Origin of the sequence: Ruegeria sp. PrR005, from assembly GCF_010500245.1 — a bacterium.
GTDB classification, from domain to species: Bacteria; Pseudomonadota; Alphaproteobacteria; order Rhodobacterales; family Rhodobacteraceae; genus Ruegeria_B; species Ruegeria_B marisflavi.
This window is the reverse complement of sequence record NZ_JAAGOX010000024.1, coordinates 1-21,321: the sequence shown is the minus strand read 5'-3', so window position 1 is coordinate 21,321 and position 21,321 is coordinate 1. Positions and strand designations below refer to the sequence as shown.

23 protein-coding genes are annotated in these 21,321 nt (G+C 62.3%); 15 read left to right on the top strand and 8 right to left on the bottom strand.

Annotated elements, in window-relative coordinates; all coding sequences use genetic code 11:
• Positions 1-16 precede the first annotated feature (16 nt).
• From G0P99_RS15180 to G0P99_RS15160, 5 genes are all read right to left on the bottom strand, one after another.
• On the bottom strand, positions 17-1,300 hold the full coding sequence (locus G0P99_RS15180; protein WP_164131293.1) for an NAD(P)/FAD-dependent oxidoreductase: 1,284 nt from the start codon (positions 1,298-1,300) through the stop codon (positions 17-19).
• A gap of 103 nt (positions 1,301-1,403) precedes the next feature.
• Positions 1,404-2,513 (bottom strand): Mrp/NBP35 family ATP-binding protein, encoded by a 1,110-nt coding sequence (locus tag G0P99_RS15175; protein ID WP_164131291.1) that lies wholly within the window; start codon positions 2,511-2,513, stop codon positions 1,404-1,406.
• A gap of 43 nt (positions 2,514-2,556) precedes the next feature.
• The gene (locus G0P99_RS15170) at positions 2,557-2,760 is read right to left on the bottom strand and encodes a hypothetical protein (RefSeq protein WP_164131289.1); all 204 of its coding nucleotides are present in this window, start codon (positions 2,758-2,760) and stop codon (positions 2,557-2,559) included.
• Entirely contained in the window at positions 2,757-2,951 is a 195-nt protein-coding gene (locus G0P99_RS15165; protein ID WP_164131287.1) for a sulfur relay protein DsrC, read from the bottom strand. The genes G0P99_RS15170 and G0P99_RS15165 overlap by 4 nt, the downstream gene beginning before the upstream one ends.
• Entirely contained in the window at positions 2,938-3,870 is a 933-nt protein-coding gene (locus tag G0P99_RS15160; RefSeq protein WP_164131286.1) for a TauD/TfdA family dioxygenase, read from the bottom strand. The genes G0P99_RS15165 and G0P99_RS15160 overlap by 14 nt, the downstream gene beginning before the upstream one ends.
• A gap of 256 nt (positions 3,871-4,126) precedes the next feature.
• On the opposite strand from G0P99_RS15160, the gene dsrA reads away from it, so the two are divergent.
• Genes dsrA through G0P99_RS15090 form a run of 14 tightly spaced genes read left to right on the top strand, consistent with a single transcriptional unit; the run spans position 4,127 to position 17,189 of the window.
• Positions 4,127-5,422, top strand: a complete 1,296-nt coding sequence (dsrA, locus tag G0P99_RS15155; RefSeq protein WP_164131284.1) for a dissimilatory-type sulfite reductase subunit alpha — start codon at positions 4,127-4,129, stop codon at positions 5,420-5,422.
• A gap of 24 nt (positions 5,423-5,446) precedes the next feature.
• The gene (dsrB, locus tag G0P99_RS15150) at positions 5,447-6,529 is read left to right on the top strand and encodes a dissimilatory-type sulfite reductase subunit beta (protein ID WP_164131283.1); all 1,083 of its coding nucleotides are present in this window, start codon (positions 5,447-5,449) and stop codon (positions 6,527-6,529) included.
• Between the two features lie 16 nt (positions 6,530-6,545).
• Positions 6,546-6,938, top strand: coding sequence for a sulfurtransferase complex subunit TusD (gene tusD, locus G0P99_RS15145; RefSeq protein WP_164131281.1), 393 nt, complete (start codon positions 6,546-6,548; stop codon positions 6,936-6,938).
• 9 nt (positions 6,939-6,947) lie between these two features.
• Complete coding sequence (gene tusC, locus G0P99_RS15140) at positions 6,948-7,355, top strand: sulfurtransferase complex subunit TusC (protein ID WP_164131278.1); 408 nt, start codon at positions 6,948-6,950, stop codon at positions 7,353-7,355.
• 9 nt (positions 7,356-7,364) lie between these two features.
• The gene (tusB, locus tag G0P99_RS15135) at positions 7,365-7,673 is read left to right on the top strand and encodes a sulfurtransferase complex subunit TusB (RefSeq protein ID WP_164131276.1); all 309 of its coding nucleotides are present in this window, start codon (positions 7,365-7,367) and stop codon (positions 7,671-7,673) included.
• 48 nt (positions 7,674-7,721) lie between these two features.
• Positions 7,722-8,054, top strand: a complete 333-nt coding sequence (locus G0P99_RS15130; protein ID WP_164131275.1) for a TusE/DsrC/DsvC family sulfur relay protein — start codon at positions 7,722-7,724, stop codon at positions 8,052-8,054.
• Between the two features lie 59 nt (positions 8,055-8,113).
• A complete protein-coding gene (locus tag G0P99_RS15125) occupies positions 8,114-8,836 on the top strand; it encodes a respiratory nitrate reductase subunit gamma (RefSeq protein WP_203583127.1) in 723 nt (240 codons plus the stop codon).
• Positions 8,837-8,839: 3 nt separating this feature from the next.
• Entirely contained in the window at positions 8,840-10,366 is a 1,527-nt protein-coding gene (gene dsrK, locus G0P99_RS15120) for a sulfate reduction electron transfer complex DsrMKJOP subunit DsrK (RefSeq protein WP_164131273.1), read from the top strand.
• Between the two features lie 27 nt (positions 10,367-10,393).
• A complete protein-coding gene (locus G0P99_RS15115; protein ID WP_164131271.1) occupies positions 10,394-12,337 on the top strand; it encodes an NAD(P)-binding protein in 1,944 nt (647 codons plus the stop codon).
• Positions 12,338-12,339: 2 nt separating this feature from the next.
• Entirely contained in the window at positions 12,340-12,816 is a 477-nt protein-coding gene (locus G0P99_RS15110; protein WP_164131269.1) for an Hdr-like menaquinol oxidoreductase cytochrome c subunit, read from the top strand.
• Positions 12,813-13,553: a sulfate reduction electron transfer complex DsrMKJOP subunit DsrO gene (gene dsrO / locus G0P99_RS15105; RefSeq protein WP_164131267.1), complete on the top strand. Its 741-nt coding sequence runs from the start codon at positions 12,813-12,815 to the stop codon at positions 13,551-13,553. The genes G0P99_RS15110 and dsrO overlap by 4 nt, the downstream gene beginning before the upstream one ends.
• A 3-nt stretch (positions 13,554-13,556) precedes the next feature.
• Positions 13,557-14,762, top strand: coding sequence for an NrfD/PsrC family molybdoenzyme membrane anchor subunit (nrfD, locus tag G0P99_RS15100; protein ID WP_164131265.1), 1,206 nt, complete (start codon positions 13,557-13,559; stop codon positions 14,760-14,762).
• A 4-nt stretch (positions 14,763-14,766) separates the two neighbouring features.
• Positions 14,767-15,786: a glycosyl transferase family protein gene (locus tag G0P99_RS15095; RefSeq protein ID WP_164131263.1), complete on the top strand. Its 1,020-nt coding sequence runs from the start codon at positions 14,767-14,769 to the stop codon at positions 15,784-15,786.
• 2 nt (positions 15,787-15,788) lie between these two features.
• Positions 15,789-17,189, top strand: coding sequence for a cobyrinate a,c-diamide synthase (locus tag G0P99_RS15090; RefSeq protein WP_164131261.1), 1,401 nt, complete (start codon positions 15,789-15,791; stop codon positions 17,187-17,189).
• A gap of 11 nt (positions 17,190-17,200) precedes the next feature.
• Here the strand turns inward: G0P99_RS15090 and G0P99_RS15085 are convergent, their stop codons facing one another.
• The 3 genes from G0P99_RS15085 to G0P99_RS15075 are packed head-to-tail and all read right to left on the bottom strand — an operon-like array spanning position 17,201 to position 18,482.
• Positions 17,201-17,425, bottom strand: a complete 225-nt coding sequence (locus G0P99_RS15085; protein ID WP_164131260.1) for a sulfurtransferase TusA family protein — start codon at positions 17,423-17,425, stop codon at positions 17,201-17,203.
• 31 nt (positions 17,426-17,456) lie between these two features.
• Complete coding sequence (locus tag G0P99_RS15080) at positions 17,457-17,960, bottom strand: DsrE/DsrF/DrsH-like family protein (RefSeq protein WP_164131259.1); 504 nt, start codon at positions 17,958-17,960, stop codon at positions 17,457-17,459.
• Between the two features lie 36 nt (positions 17,961-17,996).
• Positions 17,997-18,482 (bottom strand): hypothetical protein, encoded by a 486-nt coding sequence (locus tag G0P99_RS15075; protein WP_164131257.1) that lies wholly within the window; start codon positions 18,480-18,482, stop codon positions 17,997-17,999.
• Positions 18,483-18,523: 41 nt separating this feature from the next.
• On the opposite strand from G0P99_RS15075, the gene G0P99_RS15070 reads away from it, so the two are divergent.
• A partial coding sequence (locus tag G0P99_RS15070) for a calcium-binding protein (protein WP_164131255.1) occupies positions 18,524-21,321 on the top strand: 2,798 nt, incomplete at its 3' end.

Below are 21,321 nucleotides of genomic sequence, written 5' to 3'. Positions count from 1 at the left end.
CGCGTGTGATCCGGCCTTAGCCGGATTGCGTGGCTTTCAGCTTGTCGATCCCAAGTGCCTTGAGCGCCAGCGACTCGTAGAACGGTTCCGACGTGCCGCGCTTGACCTTGCGGATGAAGTATTTTTCGAAGCCGATCTTGGCGAGGTGAACCCAACGGCCCGACGAGGACCAGTTGACGTTGCGCGGCGGGATCTGGGGCTGGGCCACAAAGGCAACGCCGGAATCGCCGAAATCGGCGAGACAGACGGCGTTCCAGCTTGCGACTTCTTTCGGTTCCTGTCCCGCGACCAGAGAAGCGATGTTCATCGCCGTCGCCGTGACCATGCTTTCGATCATAAAACCGGTTTTCGGCACGCCCACGGGCACCGGCGTGGGTCCGGTGGGCGGGATGGCAACGCCGACGCCGATGGCGAAGACATTGGGGTACTTGGTATTGCGCTGATGCTTGTCGATCAGGATGAATCCGCGCGGGTTGGTCAACCCCTCGATGTCCTTGACCGCTGGAACGCCACGAAACGCGGGCAGCATCATGGTATAGGCAAAGGGCAGGTCATGGGTGGCGACGACATCGGAATTCTGGCCGACTTCCTCGACGTGCAATGTGCCGTCCTCGACCGAGGTCACGCGGGCGTTGGTGATCCACTTGATGTGGTGTTCGCGCATCTCGCTTTCCAACAGGCCCTTGGTGTCGCCCACCCCGTCAAGGCCGAGATGCCCGATATAGGGTTCCGAGGTGACAAAGGTCATCGGCACCTTGTCGCGGATCTTGGCCCGTCGGAGCGCCGTGTCGAGGATGAAGATAAACTCGTAGGCCGGGCCAAAGCAGCTTGCCCCCTGTACCGCGCCAACCACCACCGGGCCGGGGTTCTTGAGCAGCTTGTCAAACGCAGCCTTGGCCCGGATGGCGTGATCGACATGGCAGACGGATTGGGTGTAGCCCTCGGGCCCAAAGCCCGGGATTTCGTCAAAAGCCAGGTCGGGGCCGGTGGCAATGACAAGGTAGTCATAGCTGACGCTTTCACCGGTGGTCAGTTCGACCCGGTTTTCTTCGGGATGCAGGCGAGCCGCCCCTTCGGGGCGCAGCGTGGCGCCGACCCGTTTCAGGGCCTGGTGCAGATCGACCTCGATCTGTTCGCGGTCCCGCCATCCCACGGCAACCCAGGGGTTGGAAGGGACAAAGTGGAACTTGTCGCCCTTGTTGATGACCGTGATCTGGTGACCGGATCCGAGGTGTTCGCGGGCCTCGAAGGCCATGATGACCCCGCCCAGCCCTGCTCCTAAGACAACGATATGCGCCATTCGTGAACTCTCCTCCCACGACTATGCGCGGACTGCGCCGCGCGACCTAAAATGGCTGGCTGCCGCATTCTAGCGGAACTGCGAGAATCCGCGTTGATGCAGGTCAATCCTCGTCCTCCTCGGGGAACAGCCGTGTTGCGACCCTGAGTGCGATATCGCGGTAATGCCGGGCGTGCACCCCGTCGGGATCCGAGATCACAACGGGCGTGCCCGCATCCGACATCTCGCGGATGGTCATGTGCAGCGGGATCGCGCCGAGGAAGGGCACGCCCAGCCGGCGGGCGTCTTCCTCGGCGCCTCCATGGCCGAAGATGTCGGAGGACTTGCCGCAATGGGGGCAAATGAAGGTCGACATGTTTTCGACGATGCCCAGGATGGGAACATCCACCTGCTTGAACATCTTCAACCCCTTGCGGGCGTCGATCAGCGCCAGGTCCTGCGGGGTCGAAACGATCACGGCGCCCTGCAAGGGCACCTGTTGCGCCATCGTCAGCTGCGCGTCACCGGTGCCGGGCGGCATGTCGAGCACCAGAACATCCAGTTCGCCCCAGTTCACCTCGCGCGTCATCTGCATCAGGGCGGTCACGACCATGGGGCCGCGCCAGATCACCGGGCTTTCCTCTTGCATGAGAAAGCCCATTGACATGACCTTGATCCCGTATTGTTCGACCGGGTAGACCACGTCGTCCTCGATCCGGGGGCGTTCGGTGATGGCCAGAAGGCGGGGCATCGAGGGGCCGTAGATATCGGCGTCGAGCAGCCCGACGCGCAGGCCCAGCGACCGCAGCGCCAGCGCCAGGTTCGCGGCGGTCGTCGATTTGCCGACCCCGCCTTTGCCCGAGGCGACGGCGATGATGTTCTTGATCCCCGGAACGGCCGCCGAATGCGGGCGCATGTCACGGCCGGGCGCCTCGGTCGGGCGTTTTTTCAGCTTTGGCGGTTCGGGAGCCGTGGGTTGAGGCGCGGCCGCGCGTTCGGCTGTCAGCACCACCAGCAGGTTGTCGATGCCGTCCAGGCTTTGCAGCCGCTCTTCGATGAGGGTCTGGACCTGCGCCAGATCGCCGGGAAAATCGGGCGGGACATTAACGGGAATGACGACCTTGCCGCCCTCGACCATGACCTGATCGGGGTGGATCATACCCGAGGTGAGCAGGTCCGTCCGGCTGCCCGGGGGCGTGATCAGCGACAGTCTTGCAAGTATGATCTTTTTCATGAGGTCCGTGCCTTTGAGTTTGTCGGGTTGCGGCGCTGTCCCGTCACAGCCGCGCCGCCGTGTCCGCGAGGGTTCTGCTCAATTGGGTGGCGCTGTCTGCGTCGAGGTCGATCTGGGTGATCCGCGTGCCCTCGCGCAGGACAAGGCGGACCATTTTCATGCCGCCCTCGAACTCGACCAGCCGGATGGTGGCCTTGCGGCGATAGGGTAGCTCGAACTGCGCGATATCGGTGAGCTTGTCGGTCACGTGTCGGCCCCCCGGGTAAAGGCGGCCTCGAGCACCCATTGCCAGTTGCGCGGCGTATCGCGGTAGTCGGGCTTGACGTCGAATTCCAGAAACATCTGGCCGGATGTACCGGCGTGTTCCACCAGCTCGACCAATTCCTTGAACGAGGCCACCTCGGGGTGGCCGATGATCAGATCGCTAAGCTGCGCCACGAAAATCCTCCCGTACTCTCTGGTGAAAGCGGATGCGCAGGACGATGCGGGCCTGGGCGCCTTCTCCATCTGTGAAACCGGTCCTGTCATGCAGGGCATTGTTGCACACGATACCCTGGCCGGGTTGCAACCTGATGCGGCGCCCCAGCGGGTCGCCACGGATGAGCCAGTCGCGCAGCCATTCGGCGGCATCGCGGGTTGCCGGATCGTCGCGCCAGGCGATGGATCTGGTGCGCGCAGTATAGCGCATCTGCAACCGGCCGGTGGCCTCGTCGGCAAAGAACACCGGCCCGGTCGCGGCCGGGCGCAGGGTACCGTCGTTTTCGCGGTTCTCGGGGATGGTCATCGCCGCCGGGTGCATCAGGGCGCGGACATAGGCGGGGTTTTCGTCGCGCAGGCGCAAATAGGCGATTTCGGGGTCGAGCAGGTGGTTTTCGCCACCCGACGCGGCCTGTTGAAAGCAATGCAGGATGAAGCCTTTTACCGGGCTGTGCGCCGGGTTGTAGTAGCCGTCGGTGTGCCAGTTCATCGGGCGCGGTGTATAGGGGATGTAACCCTTCTTACCTTCGTCCGAGGAGGTGCGCAGCGCGACGACCTGGGCGTGTCCGGCCGAGCGGTGATTCTCGGTTACGGTTAGGCCGAGCCCCTCGGCAAAGGTCAGCAGCGCGCTGCTGACGGTTTCAAGGTCCGGGGCGGTCTGGCGGGCGTCATAGAGCGCGAAGTTCTGCATGCTGCACCGCAACAGGATTTCGGACAGGGCCGCCGGATCGGGCCGGTCAAGGCGGGGCAGGGCGACGGGTTTGGCGCTGGCCAGCGCTTGGGATGCGCGAATCTTGGCCGCGCGCCAGTCCTGCCAGCGGTCATTCCGCGACAAGTCCGTCCAGGCGAAATCCCTTATCGTGTTTGTCAGGTTTTCCATAAGCTTTTGCGTGTTCCCGACTTTCTGACCTCACCCGCGCGATGCGGCGACGCGGCGTAAAATGCTGCACCGCAATAATCGTACGCTGATGCGTACTATTTCTTGCGTCTCATTCCATATTCGTAAATTATTATGTAATGATGTTTCAACTCGAAACGCCAAACTGGCTGCAAAGATCCCTGCCGGATGGGGCGATTGGCCAGAGAGGGCGGTAGCGCCGGCAAGTTCGGTTCAAGGCGAAGACAGGGAGAGCGCCATGAAAGACGACAAGGACGCAATCAACGAGGATCGCAAGATCCACCCGACCCCATTGCTGGATGAGCTTGAGGATGGCCCTTGGCCGAGTTTCGTCACCGGTATCAAACGGCTGCGCGACGAAGGATCTGAGGGCAACAAGAAGATCATGAATGACCTTCTGGGTCAGCTCAATCATTCCTATGAGAACCGTATGGGATACTGGAAGGGCGGCACGGTGTCCGTCTTTGGTTATGGCGGCGGGATCATCCCTCGGTTCTCCGAAGTGGCCAGCAAGTTCCCGGAATCAAAGGAATTTCACACTCTGCGCGTGATGCCGCCCGCGGGCTTTCATTATTCCACCGATATCCTGCGCAAGCTCTGCGATATCTGGGAACGGCACGGATCGGGTCTGATCGCGTTTCATGGCCAGTCCGGCGACATCATGTTCCAGGGCTGCACCACGGAGAACACCCAGAAGGCGTTCGACGAGTTGAACCAGATCGGTTTCGACCTTGGCGGGGCGGGGCCCGCGTTGCGCACGGCAATGTCCTGTGTCGGCCATGCGCGCTGCGAACAGTCCTGCTTTGACGAGGTGCGCGCCCATCGCACCATCATCAACTCGCTCTTGGACGAAATGCATCGCCCGGCGCTGCCCTACAAGTTCAAGTTCAAGTTCTCGGGCTGTGCCAATGACTGTGTGAACGCCATCCACCGGGCCGATTTCGCGGTGATCGGCACCTGGCGCGACGACATCAAGATCGACCAGGAAAAGGTCAAGGAACACGTCAAGGAGAAGGGGCGCAAGTACACGATCGACACGGTCGTTTCGATGTGCCCGACGCGGGCCATTTCGCTGAACGATGACGACACGCTGGAGATCGACAACCGGTCCTGCGTGCGCTGCATGCATTGCATCAACGTAATGACCAAGGCGCTCAGCCCTGGCGACGATCGCGGGATCTCGATCATGATCGGGGGCAAGCGGGCGCTGAAGATCGGAGACCTGATGGGGATCATGGTGGTGCCCTTCATGAAGCTGGAAACCGACGAGGATTTCGAAAAGCTCGAAGAGTTCGCCCAGAACGTTGTCGAGTTCTTTGCCGACAACGCGCTGGAACATGAGCGGATCGGCGAGACCATCGACCGGATCGGCCTGCCGGCCTTCCTGGAGGCGCTGGATATCGAGCCCGATCCGAACATGGTCAATCATCCGCGCACCTCCTGCTATGTGCGCACCGATGATTTCGACGAGGAAGCCGCGAAGTGGTTCGACCGGATGGCCGCCGAAAAGGCGGGCAGCACGGCGGCCGAGTAAGTCCAGGCCAGGAGGGAGAGAGAGATGACGACCCAGGCAAAGACCCCCCGCGTCCCGGACGAAGTTGGCGTTCCGGACCCGTTCCAGTACATGCACCCGGTGATGAAGGCCAACTATGGCAACTGGGACTGGCACGAGCGGCCGCGCCCCGGCGTGCTGCGCCATGTCGCGAAATCGGGGGACGTGATCTATACCGTGCGCGCCGGAACCCAGCGCCAGATGGACGTGTTCACCATCCGCAAGCTCTGTGACATCGGCGATGCCTATGCCGACGGCCATGTCCGGTTCACCACGCGGTCGAACATCGAGTTCATGGTGGCGGACGAGGACAAGGTTGCACCGCTGATCGCCGCGCTGGATCAGGCCGGATTCCCGGTCGGGGGCACCGGCGCCTCGGTCTCGATGGTCAGTCATACGCAGGGCTGGCTGCATTGCGATATTCCCGGCACCGATGCCTCGGGCGTGGTCAAGGGGCTGATGGACATGCTGCACAAGGAATTCGTGCAGGAAAAGATGCCCAACCGGCTGCGGATCACCACCAGTTGCTGCCAGATCAACTGTGGCGGGCAGGGGGATATCGCGGTCAACGTGCAATACACCAAGCCGCCCAAGATCAACCACGATCTGGTCGCCAATGTCTGCGAACGTCCTGCCGTGGTGGCCCGCTGCCCGGTTGCGGCCATTCGCCCGGCGATGGTCAACGGCAAGCCCTCGCTGGAGGTGGACGAGAAGAAATGCGTCTGCTGCGGCGCCTGCTATCCGCCCTGTCCGCCGATGCAGATCAACGGCGCGGATTCGACCAAGATCGCGGTCTGGGTCGGCGGCAAGCATTCCAACGCACGCTCCAAGCCCACGTTCCACAAGCTGGCGGTTGCCAACCTGCCCAACAACGCGCCGCACTGGCCCGAAGTGAAGGAGGTCGTGCGCCGGATCGTCGAAGCCTACAAGCACGACGCCAAGCATTGGGAGCGGATGGGCGAGTGGATCGACCGGATCGGCTGGAAACGGTTCTTCGAGATGACCGAACTGGCCTTCACCAAGCACCATCTGGACACGTGGACCGGCGCGCGCAAGACGATGAACATGTCCGCGCATCTGCATTTCTGACGCGAGAGGTTCGGACGTGAAGATCGGAGTAGTCGTCAGCGAAGGGCCTTATACCCATCAGGCCGCCGATACCGCCTATCAGTTCGTGAAGGCGGCGCTGGACAAGGGGCACGAGGTGCCGCGCGTGTTCTTCTACCATGACGGGGTCAATGTCTCGACCCGGTTGTCGGTGCCGCCGCAGGACGAGCGCCATATCCAGAAACAGTGGACGGCGCTGGCCCAGGAACACGAGATCGACCTGGTGGTCTGTATCGCGGCGGCGCAGCGGCGGGGGCTCTTGGACGAGAACGAGGCCAAGCGGCAGGGCAAGGATGCCAACAATATCGCCGAGGGGTTCCGGATCTCGGGGCTGGGGCAGTTGATCGAGATGGGGATCCAGACCGACCGGTTGGTAACGTTCGGGGATTGAGGCAAGGCGATGTCGGATATCAAGAAATTCCTCTACGTGAACCGCAAGCCGCCCTATGGCACCATCTATGCGCTGGAAAGCCTGGAGGTGGTGCTGATCGGCGCGGCCTTTGAACAGGACGTGTCGCTGGCCTTTCTCGATGACGGAGTGTTCCAGCTGACCCGCGGCCAGAATACCGACGCGATCGGGGTCAAGAACTTCTCTCCGACGTTCCGGGCGCTGGGCGATTACGAGGTGACCAAGCTGTACGTCGAGCGCGAGTCGCTGGAAGAGCGCGGCCTCACCGAGGGCGATCTGCAGGAGATCACCTATGAGGACGAGGATGACGATTGGGAGGAGAAACCTTCGATCCGGGTCGTCAGCCGGGCCGAGATGGCAGGGATCATGGCCGATCAGGACGTCGTGCTGAGTTTCTAGGGGGTAGACATGTCAACCTTGCACACCGTGAACAAGTCACCCTTTGGCAACGCGACGCTCTCCAGTTGCCTGGGCCATTGCCTGCCGGGCGATGCCGTTTTGCTGATCGAGGATGCGGTCTATGGCGCGCTCGAAGGCTCGGCGATGGCGGATCAGGTCAAGGCGCGGATGGGGGAGGTCGCGCTGTATGTGCTCGACGGCGACCTGAAGGCGCGCGGCATCGACGCGGGCAAGCTGATCTCGGGGGCGAAATGCGTCGGATACGACGGGTTTGTCGATCTCGTCACGGAACATGACCGGACGCAGTCCTGGCTTTGAAAGATTTGCCCGGCGGTTCCGGGCACGCATAGGGAAGAGGAAAGAACCATGTCTTACCAGGTCAACGGCCACACCATCGAACATGATGAAGAGGGCTACATCACCACGCTCAGCGACTGGTCCAAGGAACTGGCCGATGAAATCGCCAAGACCGAGAACATCGACATGACCAGCGAACATTGGGAAGTCGTGAATTTCCTGCGGGAATATTACGACGAGTACCAGATCGCCCCGGCGGTGCGGGTGCTGATCAAGGCGATCAAGAAGTCGATGGGGCCGGACAAGGGCAACAACAAGTACATGTACGAGCTGTTCCCCTATGGCCCGGCGAAACAGGCCTGCAAGATCGCCGGTCTGCCCAAGCCCACCGGCTGCGTCTGAGGCGAACAGGCTAACACCGCCCCTGACCCTGTTCAGGGGCAAAGCGAGGAGCAACCCGCGTGCTGGGAACCGTCTATGCCATCCTGTTCTATGTCGCGACACTGGTCCTGCTGATCGGTGTGGTGCGCAAGATCAGGATCTATGCGCGCGTTCCCGCCCCGCTCAAGATACCGACGACGCCCGCGCCGAAAACACGCGGGGGCGTCATCCTGCGGGTGTTCCGCGAGGTTGTGTTCTTTGAGAGCCTCTACAAGTCGAACAAGTGGATCTGGCTTTTTGGCTGGGTGTTCCACATGGCCTTGTGGCTGGTTCTGGCGCGGCACCTGCGGTATTTCACGCAACCGGTCTGGGGCTGGGTCGAGATCGTGCAACCCTTTGGCACCTATGCCGGTTTTGCCATGCTGGCCGGTCTGGCCGGGCTTTGGGCGCGGCGCATCCTTGTGGAGCGGATCCGCTATATCTCCAGCCCCTCGGACCACCTTATGCTGGCGCTGCTGATGGGCATCGGCGCCTCGGGTGCGATGACGCGGTTTGTTGCCCATACCGATATCGTGGCGGTCAAGGCGTACATGCTGGGGCTGATGCGGTTCCGCGTGGGCGACCTGCCGTCGGACCCGACGCTGTTGGTGCATCTGGGGCTGGTGATCGTGCTGATGATCGTCTTCCCGATATCCAAGCTCCTGCATGCGCCGGGCGTCTTTTTCAGCCCCAGCCGCAACCAGGTCGACAACCCGCGCGAGGTGCGCCATGTCGCGCCCTGGGCCGCCAAGATAGAGAATTGAGCCATGCCCGACGGCGATACCCAGGTTCCCGAGCTTGCCTTTCCGCTGGATATCCCCTGTCTGAAACGGGGCGCGATGGAGGGGACGAAACCCTTTGTCGCGCAGGCAGAGCATCAGGCGAAGCTTGGCTTTCCGGGCGAGCTGGTGCCGGACTGGAAGGAAAAAGCGCTGGCCAAGATGCAGGAGCTGGCCGAGAAGAACCGCGCCTTTCAGGTCTATCTGGATATCTGCGTCAAATGCGGCGCCTGCACCGACAAGTGCCACTATTTCCTGGGCACCGGCGACCCCAAGAACATGCCGGTGGCGCGGCAGGATCTGCTGCGCTCGGTTTACCGGCGCTATTTCACATTCGCGGGCAAGCATTTCCCCTGGCTGGTGGGCGCGCGCGACCTGACCGAGGAGGTGCTGAACGAGTGGTATTCCTATTACCACCAGTGCAGCGAATGCCGCCGCTGCTCGGTCTTTTGCCCCTATGGGATCGACACGGCCGAGATCACCATGGCGGCGCGCGAGATCCTCGACAGCGTGGGGGTGGGGCAGAAGTATTCCAACGAGATCATCGGCAAGGTCAAGGATATCGGCAACAACCTGGGCCTGAATCCCAAGGCGCTGAGGGCGACGCTGGAGGGGCTGGAAGAGGATATCGAGGACGATACCGGCGTGTCGGTTCGTATCCCGCTGGATGAAAAGGGTGCCGATATCCTGCTTGTCACGCCCTCGGCCGATTTCTTTGCCGAGCCGCATATCGAAGGGCTGATCGGCTATGCCAAGGTGTTTCACGAAGCTGGCGTCAGCTGGACGCTGAGTTCCTATGCCTCCGAGGCCGCCAATTTCGGCCTGTTCATCGGGTCCTATGAGAACATGCGCGAAATCAGCCTGCGCATCCGCAAGGCGGCGCAGGATCTGCGCGTCAAGCGGATCATCTTTGGAGAATGCGGCCATGCCTGGCGGGTGGCCTATTCGTTTCTGAACACGCTGGCGGGGCCGTGGGATTTTCTGGATCAATCCTATCCGGTGCCGCAGCACATCCTGGAATTCACCTGGGACGAGATCCAGAAGGGCACCCTGACGCTCGATCCCAGCCGGAACGACCATATCCGGCTGACCTATCACGACAGCTGCAACGTCGCCCGCGCGAGCGGCATGGGCGACTATCCCGGCGGCCAGTTCGAGATCCCGCGCAATGTCATCCGCGCGGTCTGCAACAACTTCTTCGACATGGAGCCCGACACGATCCGCGAGGCCACGCTGTGCTGTGGCGGCGGGGGCGGGCTTTTGACCGACGATCTCCTGGACCTGCGGATCAAGGGATCAGCGCCACGCATGAAGGCACTGCAAGACGTGACCGAAGAACACGGGGTCACCCACATGGCGGCGATCTGCGCCATCTGCAAGACGCAGTTCGGAAAGGTCATGCCGAAATACGGATACGAGATGGACGCGATCCTGTCGGTCCATCAGCTGGTGTCGAACGCCATCATTCTGACGGGCCAGGAGGATGCGGACGAGGATGAGGCGGACGACGCCTGAGACGAGAAAGAACCGGAGGAGGACAAGATGAAGGACCACGAAGAACAGGCACTGACCTTCCGCCGGTTTGAGGAAGGCGAGACCCCGTCGGACTGGGATCTGGAGGAAAAGATCTTCAACGCCGACCGCTCGTACAAATGCCCGACCTATGTGCACAAGACGCCGCCCTGCCAGGGGTCTTGCCCGTCGGGGCACGAAATTCGCGGCTGGCTGGCCATTGCGCGTGGCATGGACAAGCCGCCGGTCGAGGGCATGGAATGGCAGGAATACGCCTTTCACCGCATGGCGGCCGCCAACCCGTTTCCGGCGACCATGGGGCGGGTCTGTCCGGCCCCGTGCGAGGCAGGGTGCAACCGCAACGAGGTGGACGATTTTGTCGGCATCAACGCGGTCGAGCAATATGTGGGCGACTGGGCGAATGCCAACGGGGTCAAGCACGTGGCGCCGGGGGCGGATACCGGCAAATCCGTCGCGGTGATCGGCGGCGGGCCAGCGGGGTTGTCGGCGGCCTATTTCCTGCGGCTCGACGGGCATGCGGTGACGCTGTTCGAGGCCAATGACAAGCTGGGCGGCATGATGCGCTATGGCATTCCGGGCTACCGGACGCCGCGCGACATGCTGGACACCGAAATCAACCGTATCCTTGATCTGGGGGTCGAGGTGCGGCTGGGCACTCGTGTCGGCACCGATATCACGATGGGGGAACTGGAAGCATCCCATGACGCGATCTTTTGGGCGATGGGGGCGCAATCGGGCCGTCCGCTGCCGATCCCCGGCTGGGAGGGGACCGAGAACTGCATCAACGGGATCGAGTTTCTGGACGCGTTCAACCAGGGCTATGTGCTGGGCACCGCACGGCGCGTGGTGGTGGTCGGTGGCGGCGATACCTCGATCGACGTGGCCTCGGTCGCGCGGCGTCTGGGCCATATCACCGCCGATTACCTGCCCGAGCGCAATGACGGCGCGCTCATTGACTTCACCAGCCATGATGTCGCCTCGTCTCTGACGCGCGAGGGGATGCAGGCGACGCTGACCTCTCTGTTTCCTGTCGAGAAGATGACCGCCGCCGAACGCGAGCGGGAGGACGCCAAGCGCGAAGGGATCGAGATCAAGGGCGGTGTGATGCCGCTGGAAGTGATCCTGAAGGACGGCAAGGCCGTGGGCCTGCGCATGTGCGAATGCCAGATGAAGGGCAATGTGCCTGAACCGGTCGAAGGCACCGAGTTCGAGCTGGAGGCCGATATCATCATCGCGGCCATCGGCCAGATGGGAGACCTGACCGGGGTCGAGGCGCTGGATAACGGGCGCGGGTTCATCGACATCGCCGGGGGCTATCAGGTCAAGGGGCGGGACAAGCATTTTGCCGGTGGCGACATCGTGCGGCCGCATCTCTTGACCACCGCCATCGGGCAGGGCCGCATCGCGGCCGACGCGATCAGCGATTTCCTCGCCGATGGCGAGATCGCGCGCAGGCCCAAGGTGGATGTGCATCACTTCAACCTGCTGGCGGAACTGCATCAGCGCGGCAAGGATCCGTCTCCCTATGACCACATGCAGGCACGCGGCACCAATTCGGCCTCTTACGCGATCCACAATTACGAGGACCGGTCCAGCTCGCAGATCATCCCGCATACCGAGCTGTTCAAGGGGCATTTCAAATATGTCGGGCGCGAGCATCGCGAAGAGATCCACATCGCCGCCGATGCGGTGCTGGGCAATTTCGAAGAGCGCATCGTCGGTCTGACCGAGGCACAGGCCCAAAAGGAGGGTGAGCGCTGCATGTCCTGCGGCATGTGCTTTGAGTGCGATAATTGCGTGATCTACTGCCCGCAGGATGCCGTGTTCCGGGTCAAGAAATCCGACCGGACCGTCGGGCGCTATGTCGACACCGACTATACCCGCTGCATCGGCTGCCACATCTGCGCCGATGTCTGCCCGACCGGCTATATCAAGATGGGGCTTGGAGAGTGAGAATGCGCGCGTCGCTGTTGATGGCCGGGCTGATCGCGATGCTTGCCTCGGCGATTTGGGCCGGAGAGGGGCAGGGCGGTTATGGCCCTGTGATCCCCGAGGCGACGGGTGAGGCGCATCCCGAAGGCAATGATTACATGCGACGCTGGCACATGAGCATGATGCGGCATGATCGCGACGTGACCATATACGAGGGCAAACGGGAGCAGAACGCCTCGCTCGGCGGGTGTTTCGAGTGCCATGCGGCCAAGGACGAAACCGGCACGCCGGTGACCTATGCGGACGAGCGGCATTTCTGCCGGTCGTGTCATGACTATGTTGCCGTCAAGGTGGATTGCTTTGACTGTCATCGCTCGACGCCCGAAGGGGTCGAAGAACCAGCAGCTCATGCGGCGCTGGGCGGGCTGTTATTCCCGGCGCTTGGGGCGGATGTGGGCGCGCTGGTGGCCTATCTCGGGGCACGGGAGGTGGGGCAATGAGCTGCGGTGCCAAGAAAGATGTCTCGCGCCGGGATTTCCTGCGCAGCGGCGCGTCTCTGGCGACATTGCAACTGGCGCCCGGCGTGACCCTGATGGCCTTTGGCGGCAGCGAGGCCCAGGCCGCCGCCGATGCCGGCAAACGCTGGGGCCTGTTGATCGACGCGTCGAAATGCGCGCCCGATTGCAATGCCTGCATCACCGCGTGCCAGGACGAGAACGGCTGGAAAGGCGGCGGCAATGCCGAGACCGACGTGCAATGGATCCGCAAAGTCACGCTCAAGGACAAGAGCAGCGGCCGCGAAACCAGCCTGCCGGTGATGTGCCAGCATTGCGAAAGCCCGCCCTGCGTCGATGTCTGCCCGACCGGCGCCTCGTTCAAGCGCAAGGACGGGATCGTGCTGGTCGACAAGCATATCTGTATCGGCTGCCGCTATTGCATGATGGCCTGCCCGTTCAAGGCGCGCTCTTTCGTGCATGAACGTGTCACCAATCAGAAGACCCACGCCCCGCGCGGGATCGGAACGGTGGAAAGCTGCACCCTGTGCGTGCACCGCGTCGATGAAGGGCGCATTCCCGCCTGTGTCGAGGCCTGCGAGGCCGCCGGTCACGGTGCCATGGTATTCGGCGATCTGCTCGACCCCGAAAGCGAGATCTCGCGGCGCCTGGCCGCATACCCCTCGGTCGCCCTGCGCCCCGATCTCGATCTGAATCCGGGCGTGCGGTACAGGGAGATCTGAGCCATGGCGGTTGATCGGACACTGTACAGAGAGGTTCCCGCCACAAGCGCCCTGTGGGGCACGGGCCTGGTGCTGGCGGCCTTTCTGGTCGCGGGGCTGGCGGCGTTTCTCTATGTCGAGCATCACGGGCATGTGGTGACCGGCATGACAAACCAAGTGGTCTGGGGGATGCCGCATGTCTTTGCCATCTTCCTCATCGTGGCCGCCTCCGGGGCGCTGAATGTTGCGTCGATGGCGAGCGTTTTCGACAAGGCGGCCTACAAGCCCCTGTCACGGCTTTCCGGCGTGCTGGCGATCTCGCTTCTGGCGGGGGGATTGCTGGTTCTGGTGCTGGATCTGGGGCGGCCGGACCGGCTGTTGGTGCAGCTCACGCATTTCAATTTCAGCTCGATCTTTACCTGGAACATCCTGCTTTATTCGGGGTTCATCGCTGTGGTGGCGGTCTATCTCTGGGTTCAGATGGACCGGACCGTACACCCGAAATGGACCAAACCGGCGGGCGTGCTTGCCTTTGTCTGGCGGCTGGCACTGACGACCGGCACCGGGTCGATCTTTGGCTGGCTGGTGGCGCGGCCCGGTTATGACGCGGCGATCATGGCGCCCCTGTTCATCGCCATGTCCTTTGCGCTGGGGCTGGCGGTCTATGTTCTCGTGCTTCAGACGCTGTGCGCGCTCAGCGGGCGCGCTCTGGGGCCTGAACGTGTGGGTGGCATGATCCGCTTGCTTGGCCTCTTTGTCGCCGCTGTTCTGTATTTCACGGCGGTGCAGCACCTGTCCAACCTTTATGCGACGGAACACAAGGGGTTCGAGCGCTTCATCCTGGTGGATGGCGGGGTGTATACCACGCTGTTCTGGGGCGTTCAGGTGCTGCTGGGCGGGCTGGTGCCGCTGGCGATGATCTATGCGGGCAAGGCGAGCCGTCCGGTCATGCCGACACTGGTGTCGGCGCTGGTGATCCTCGGCGGGCTTGCGCAGATCTATGTCATCGTCATCGGCGGACAGGCCTATCCAATGGAATTGTTTCCCGGATATTCGGTGTCGTCGGACTTCTTCGATGGCGCGATCGCGGCTTACACCCCCAGCCTGCCAGAAATCCTGTTGGGTCTGGGGGGCGTGGCGTTTGCCCTGGTCGCAACGGGAGTAGGGGCCAAGGTTCTGCGGATCCTGCCCTCGAACCTGTCCGATACCAACCCGGTAACCAAGGGTTGATGCCATGTTGCTGGACCCGATGATGCCACATCCGTTTTCCCGTTTCGTCGCCATTCTGGGCCGTGGCAAGACCAAGCAGCGGCATCTGACCTATGACGAGGCGCTGGACGCCATGCGGATGATCCTGGATCAGCAGGTCTTGCCCGAGCAGATCGGGGCGTTCCTGATGCTGCTGCGGCTGAAGGAAGAAGCGCCCGAGGAAATCGCCGGTTTTGCCCAGGCGGTGCGCGAGCGGCTGGACCTGCCGGACAGTGTGCCACGGGTCGATCTCGATTGGCCCTCTTACGCGGGCAAGCGCATCCAGTTGCCGTGGTTCGTTCTGTCGGTCATGACGCTGGTCAGTCAGGGCACCCGCGTCGTGATGCACGGGACCGAGGGGCATACGCCCGGCCGGGTCTACACGCGCGGGGTGATCGAGTTACTGGGCATGCCGGTGGCCTCCAGCCTGAGCGAGGCCGCGACCCAGGTCGAGACGCGCGGCTTCACCTATATCCCGCTTGAGGTGATGAGCCCGGTCCTGCGCCACCTGATCGAATTGCGCCCGGTCTTCGGCCTGCGCTCGCCCGTGCATTCCTTTACCCGGATGATCAACCCGTTCAACGCGCCGACGATGATGCAGGGGATTTTCCATCGCGGTTTCATGGATATTCATTCCGGCGCGGCCCGGGTTCTGGGCCAGCCGAATGCGGCGGTGTTCCGGGGCGAAGGGGGCGAGATCGAGCGGCGGCCGAACAAGCCGACGCAGGTCTGGACCACCCATGGCGCGGGCGAACCGATTGTCGAAACCTGGCCCGCGCTGCTGGACGATGCGCATCAGCCCGCCGACGCCCAGATGGAGCCGGAGCGCCTGTTGGCCGTTTGGCGCGGGGAGGAGACGGATGCCTATGCCGAGGCGTCGATCACCGGCACACTGGCGGTGACATTGCGCACCATGGGCCGGGCCGGTTCGCTGGCCGAGGCCGAAGACGCCGCCGCGCGGATGTGGCAGGCCCGGGACCGGGCGTTCCTTGAGGTGCGGCGGTGAGCGTGCCCCGCCTCATGATCTCTGCGGCGCATAAGTCGTCGGGCAAATCGGTTGTGTCCTCGGGGCTGGCAGCGGCGTTGTCGCTGCGTGGCCAGACGGTTTCCGTGTTCAAGAAGGGGCCCGACTACATCGACCCCATGTGGCTGTCGCGCGCGGCCGGGCGCGCGGCCTACAACCTTGATTTCAACACCATGTCGCGGGCCGAGATCCTGCGGTTGTTCGCGCGGAAATCGGCGGGCAGCGACCTGGGGCTGATCGAGGCCAACAAAGGGCTGTTCGACGGTCTGGACCCGCAAGGCAAAGACTGCAACGCGGCGCTCGCGCATCTGCTGGGGGCGCCGGTCGTGCTGGTCATAGACGCCCGGGGAATGACCCGGGGCATCGCCCCCTTGTTGCACGGCTATGTCCATTTCGACCCTGACCTGCAAATCGCTGGTGTCATATTGAACCGTACCGGCGGCACCCGGCATGAGCGCAAGTTGCGGCAAGCCATCGAGGACTATACCGATCTGGACGTGCTGGGGGCGATCCGGGAAACGCCGGAACTGGATATCTCGGAGCGTCACCTGGGCCTGACGACCCCGGCGGAATGTCCCGGAGTGGAGACATTCCTGGAGAGCGCCGCGCGGATCGTGGCAAGCTCGGTCGATCTTGACCGGATCCGTGCATGTGCTGGAGAGGCCCGGGAGCTGTCGGTCCCGGAGAGCGGACACAAAACACATAGACGCGCCGGTCCGGGGTTGCGGATCGGGATCGCGCGGGATGCGGCTTTTGGCTTCTACTATCCCGACGATCTGGAGGCGTTCGAGGCACAGGGGGCGGCGCTTGTGCCTATCGACATGCTGCGCGATGCCGCGTTGCCGGATGTCGATGGGCTGTTCCTTGGCGGCGGTTTCCCGGAAACGCAGATGTCCGAGCTTTCGGCGAATGTCTCGATGCGCAACTCGGTCAGATCGGCGCTGGAGAGTGGCTTACCCGCCTATGCGGAATGCGGCGGGCTGATGTACCTGTGCCGGTCCATCAGTTGGCAAGGCGAGAGCAGGCCAATGGTCGGGTTCTTTGACGTCGACGCCGTCATGCAAGCGCGCCCGCAGGGCAGGGGATATGTGCGGTTCTACGCTACGCGCAATGCGTTGTGGTCGGCGGGTGAGGGCGAAACGAAGGCACACGAGTTTCATTATGCAAGTCTGGAAAACATGGGCCCGGCCCCATTCGCGCGGAATGTCTTGCGCGGGCGGGGCATTGATGGCGCCCATGACGGGCTGGTCAAGGCGAACACGACGGCCGGGTTCATTCACTTGCGCAACGCGTCCGCCGCCCCCTGGGTCAGCCGGTTTCTTGGCTTTGTCGAAGCCTGCCGCCAAACGAAAAACCCCGCGCCATGGGCGCGGGGGTCGGCCTGATTGCGTTTTTCTCAGGCGCGTTTGATCTCGAAGCGATAGATATCGCCTTCGCTGCTGGAACTCATCAGTTCGTTGCCGGTCTGCTTGCAGAAGGCCGCAAAATCGGCAACCGATCCCGGATCGGTCGCGCGCACTTCCAGGATCTGCCCGGCGCTCATGGCTTTCAGGGCTTTCTTGGCCTTGATGATCGGCAGCGGGCAGTTCAGCCCTTCTGCGTTAAGTGTCTGGTCTGCCAAATGATTTCCTCCCATTTGAAGTGCAGTCTTGTCAGATGAACAGGTTGATGTCGGAGCGGAGGGCCTTTTCCATGTAGGTCGCCGCCCCGCCGATCTCCATTTCGTCGATCATGTCCTTGCGGTCATATTCGAACAGATCGAGCGTCATCTGGCAGCCGATCATCTTAACCTCGGATTCGATCGCGGCCTCGCGCAGTTCCTCGATCGAGGCGACGCCTTTCTTCTTGATCAGGTTCTTCATCATCTTGCCGGCCGCCGCCCCCACGCCGGGGACCATGCCCATCATGTTCGGCATCGGCATATGCATGCCCATCATCGGCATTTCCATCGCCGGGTTGCCCAGCGTGGTGAACTTCAGGTTCAGATCCTTCTTCAGCAGGGTAAGACCATAGAAGGTAAAGAACATGGTGACCTCGACATCCATGGCCGCCGCGGTCGTGCCCAAGATGAACGGAGGATAGGCCCAGTCCAGAGATCCCTTTGTGACGATGATTGACATGCTTTTCGCATTGTCCAGATTCTGTGTGTCGAGCATGCGATCCTCCCTAATCCCGCTGCCAGACACAGAGTATCATTCACATAGCTGAATGTATATGTTTTGTTGCGAGGGGCTGGATTTTCGATCCTGAGCAAACTGCATGTGTATGTCGCTGTCGCCCTTGCGCAGAACCGTCGGCCCAGGCCGAGCAGCATCCGCACTCCTTTGCACTCCTGTTTTCCGGAAAAACACACGGCTGCGTGTGTGCAGCGGTTTGCGCGGTGGAATGCGAATTGAACAACGCGGATTTGCAGAAGCTGCGTCGGCGGGCGAAAAACTTACCCATGCCGAGGTGTCAAAGTCATTGATATTGTGTGGAGGCGAGTACCGCCGCTGTTTTCCTGTTGCACCGTGTAGCATCCTGCTGAGGTTTTGACTGGCACGAGGGCCATTGCAGAATAACCTGTGGAAAGAATGGATCCTTTCGAGGGCCTGCGTTGGAGTACCGTCGGGAAAAAGAAAATTTTTATGTTTTTGTTTATATTCGGCTTTTTCTTCAACGTCTTTTGTGAAACTCATTCGGAAGAAATGAAAACCCCCGAATACACGGAAACTTAACTATGGCAGATATCCTCGGAACCGAAGCAAATGACAGTTTGGTTGGCACGTCATCTGCTGACCGGATCCGAGGCTTGGGTGGGGATGATACGCTGTCCGGGTTGTGGGGGGGTGACACGCTGGAAGGTGGTGTTGGCAATGATCTTCTGGATGGTGGTCACTTCGGGGATGTCCTGTTCGGCGGCGAGGGCAATGACACCCTGATCGGCGGCACGGGTGCAAGTGGTCGCGACCGCGACAGCCTTGATGGCGGCGCGGGTGAGGATGTCGTCGACTACAGCAGTTATGATCCTTGGACCTATGTTGGCTTGGATATCGACCTTGCGCGCGGCACCGCGTTTGATCGCAGGTCTTCTGGCTGGGGTGCGGACGGTCTTGTCGGGATTGAGCACGTGATCGGAACCGAACGGTCAGACGCGATCACGGGCGACGCGAATGCCAACACTCTTTCTGGTCTCGGCGGCAATGACACCCTTTCCGGCGGCGAGGGCGACGATACCCTGCTGGGGGGGGACGGTGCCGATAGCCTTGCGGGAGGCGCAGGCGATGACCTTCTGGAGGGCGGCGAGGGTGATGACCGCCTGATCGGGGGCATGGGCGAGGACACGCTGGATGGCGGTGAGGGTCAGGATCTGGTCGATTACTCGGCCATCGAGACCTCGCTGGTGGTCGATCTGTCAACCGGCGCAGTGTCCGGCGGGGATGCATCCGGTGACAGTCTTGTTTCGATCGAGAGCGTGATCGGCACTGCCTTGGCCGATACGCTGACCGGGGATGATGGCGACAACCTGTTCGAAGGCGGTGGCTCCGCCGACAGCCTGGATGGGGGTGCGGGCGAGGACCAGTTGAGTTACCTGCATTCGCCATCGGCCGTGCAGGTCGATCTTGCGGCCGGGACCGCCAGCGGCGGCGATGCGGACGGCGATGTCTATTCGAACTTCGAAGGGGTCACAGGCTCGGCCTTTGGCGACCTGATCTCGGGGGATGCGGGCCGCAACGTGATCAATGGGGCGCGGGGCAGAGACACCATCTTCGGCGGGGACGGGGATGACTTCCTGAATGGCGGCGGCGACAGCGACACCCTTTCGGGCGGGGCCGGTGCCGACAAATTCTACAACTACGGTTACAGTTCCAACGTCCACATTCCGAACCACAACACGGATACGATCCTCGACTATGATGCCTCCGAAGGGGACGTGCTGGTGTTTGGCCAGTGGGCGCGCAGAATCACGGACTTTTACATCACCTATGGCCATGCGACCGATGCGGCCGGCGATCCGCTTGGCGATCCCGACACGGAAGAGGCATTTGTCCGGTACAGGTATTCTGACGCGCCGAACGCGGAATGGATCCTCGTCGACGGCGCAGGTCTCGACGAAATCTTCCTCCGCACCGAGTTCGGCGACCCCGTCGATCTGTTGTCGATTGGAACCATAACCGGCACGGACGCCGATGACAGCCTGACTGGCGATAGATTTGGATCTTATGATGACCGGATCCGAGGCTTGGGTGGGGATGATACGCTGTCCGGGTTGCGGGGGAGTGACACGCTGGAAGGTGGTGTTGGCAATGATCTTCTGGATGGTGGTCACTTCGGGGATGTCCTGTTCGGCGGCGAGGGCAATGACACCCTGATCGGCGGCACGGGTGCAAGTGGTCGCGACCGCGACAGCCTTGATGGCGGCGCGGGTGAGGATGTCGTCGACTACAGCAGTTATGATCCTTGGACCTATGCTGGCTTGGATATCGACCTTGCGCGCGGCACCGCGTTCGAGCGCGCGTCTTCTGGCTGGGGTGCGGACAGTCTTGTCGGGATTGAGCACGTGATCGGAACCGAACGGTCAGACGCGATCACGGGCGACGCGAATGCCAACACTCTTTCTGGTCTCGGCGGCAATGACACCCTTTCCGGCGGCGAGGGCGACGATACCCTGCTGGGGGGGGACGGTGCCGATAGCCTTGCGGGAGGCGCAGGCGATGACCTTCTGGAGGGCGGCGAGGGTGATGACCGCCTGATCGGGGGCATGGGCGAGGACACGCTGGATGGCGGTGAGGGTCAGGATCTGGTCGATTACTCGGCCATCGAGACCTCGCTGGTGGTCGATCTGTCAACCGGCGCAGTGTCCGGCGGGGATGCATCCGGTGACAGTCTTGTTTCGATCGAGAGCGTGATCGGCACTGCCTTGGCCGATACGCTGACCGGGGATGATGGCGACAACCTGTTCGAAGGCGGTGGCTCCGCCGACAGCCTGGATGGGGGTGCGGGCGAGGACCAGTTGAGTTACCTGCATTCGCCATCGGCCGTGCAGGTCGATCTTGCGGCCGGGACCGCCAGCGGCGGCGATGCGGACGGCGATGTCTATTCGAACTTCGAAGGGGTCACAGGCTCGGCCTTTGGCGACCTGATCTCGGGGGATGCGGGCCGCAACGTGATCAATGGGGCGCGGGGCAGAGACACCATCTTCGGCGGGGACGGGGATGACTTCCTGAATGGCGGCGGCGACAGCGACACCCTTTCGGGCGGGGCCGGTGCCGACAAATTCTACAACTACGGTTACAGTTCCAACGTCCACATTCCGAACCACAACACGGATACGATCCTCGACTATGATGCCTCCGAAGGGGACGTGCTGGTGTTTGGCCAGTGGGCGCGCAGAATCACGGACTTTTACATCACCTATGGCCATGCGACCGATGCGGCCGGCGATCCGCTTGGCGATCCCGACACGGAAGAGGCATTTGTCCGGTACAGGTATTCTGACGCGCCGAACGCGGAATGGATCCTCGTCGACGGCGCAGG

Coding starts and splice junctions, on each gene's coding strand:
- tusC (WP_164131278.1), top strand. CDS start 6,948: ATGTCGGATATCAAGAAATTCCTCTACGTGAACCGCAAGCCGCCCTAT.
- G0P99_RS15175 (WP_164131291.1), bottom strand. CDS start 2,513: ATGAAAAAGATCATACTTGCAAGACTGTCGCTGATCACGCCCCCGGGC.
- nrfD (WP_164131265.1), top strand. CDS start 13,557: ATGGCGGTTGATCGGACACTGTACAGAGAGGTTCCCGCCACAAGCGCC.
- dsrA (WP_164131284.1), top strand. CDS start 4,127: ATGAAAGACGACAAGGACGCAATCAACGAGGATCGCAAGATCCACCCG.
- G0P99_RS15075 (WP_164131257.1), bottom strand. CDS start 18,482: ATGAGTTTCACAAAAGACGTTGAAGAAAAAGCCGAATATAAACAAAAA.
- G0P99_RS15110 (WP_164131269.1), top strand. CDS start 12,340: ATGCGCGCGTCGCTGTTGATGGCCGGGCTGATCGCGATGCTTGCCTCG.
- G0P99_RS15095 (WP_164131263.1), top strand. CDS start 14,767: ATGTTGCTGGACCCGATGATGCCACATCCGTTTTCCCGTTTCGTCGCC.
- G0P99_RS15115 (WP_164131271.1), top strand. CDS start 10,394: ATGAAGGACCACGAAGAACAGGCACTGACCTTCCGCCGGTTTGAGGAA.
- G0P99_RS15080 (WP_164131259.1), bottom strand. CDS start 17,960: ATGCTCGACACACAGAATCTGGACAATGCGAAAAGCATGTCAATCATC.
- dsrK (WP_164131273.1), top strand. CDS start 8,840: ATGCCCGACGGCGATACCCAGGTTCCCGAGCTTGCCTTTCCGCTGGAT.
- G0P99_RS15160 (WP_164131286.1), bottom strand. CDS start 3,870: ATGGAAAACCTGACAAACACGATAAGGGATTTCGCCTGGACGGACTTG.
- dsrO (WP_164131267.1), top strand. CDS start 12,813: ATGAGCTGCGGTGCCAAGAAAGATGTCTCGCGCCGGGATTTCCTGCGC.
- G0P99_RS15130 (WP_164131275.1), top strand. CDS start 7,722: ATGTCTTACCAGGTCAACGGCCACACCATCGAACATGATGAAGAGGGC.
- dsrB (WP_164131283.1), top strand. CDS start 5,447: ATGACGACCCAGGCAAAGACCCCCCGCGTCCCGGACGAAGTTGGCGTT.
- G0P99_RS15180 (WP_164131293.1), bottom strand. CDS start 1,300: ATGGCGCATATCGTTGTCTTAGGAGCAGGGCTGGGCGGGGTCATCATG.
- tusB (WP_164131276.1), top strand. CDS start 7,365: ATGTCAACCTTGCACACCGTGAACAAGTCACCCTTTGGCAACGCGACG.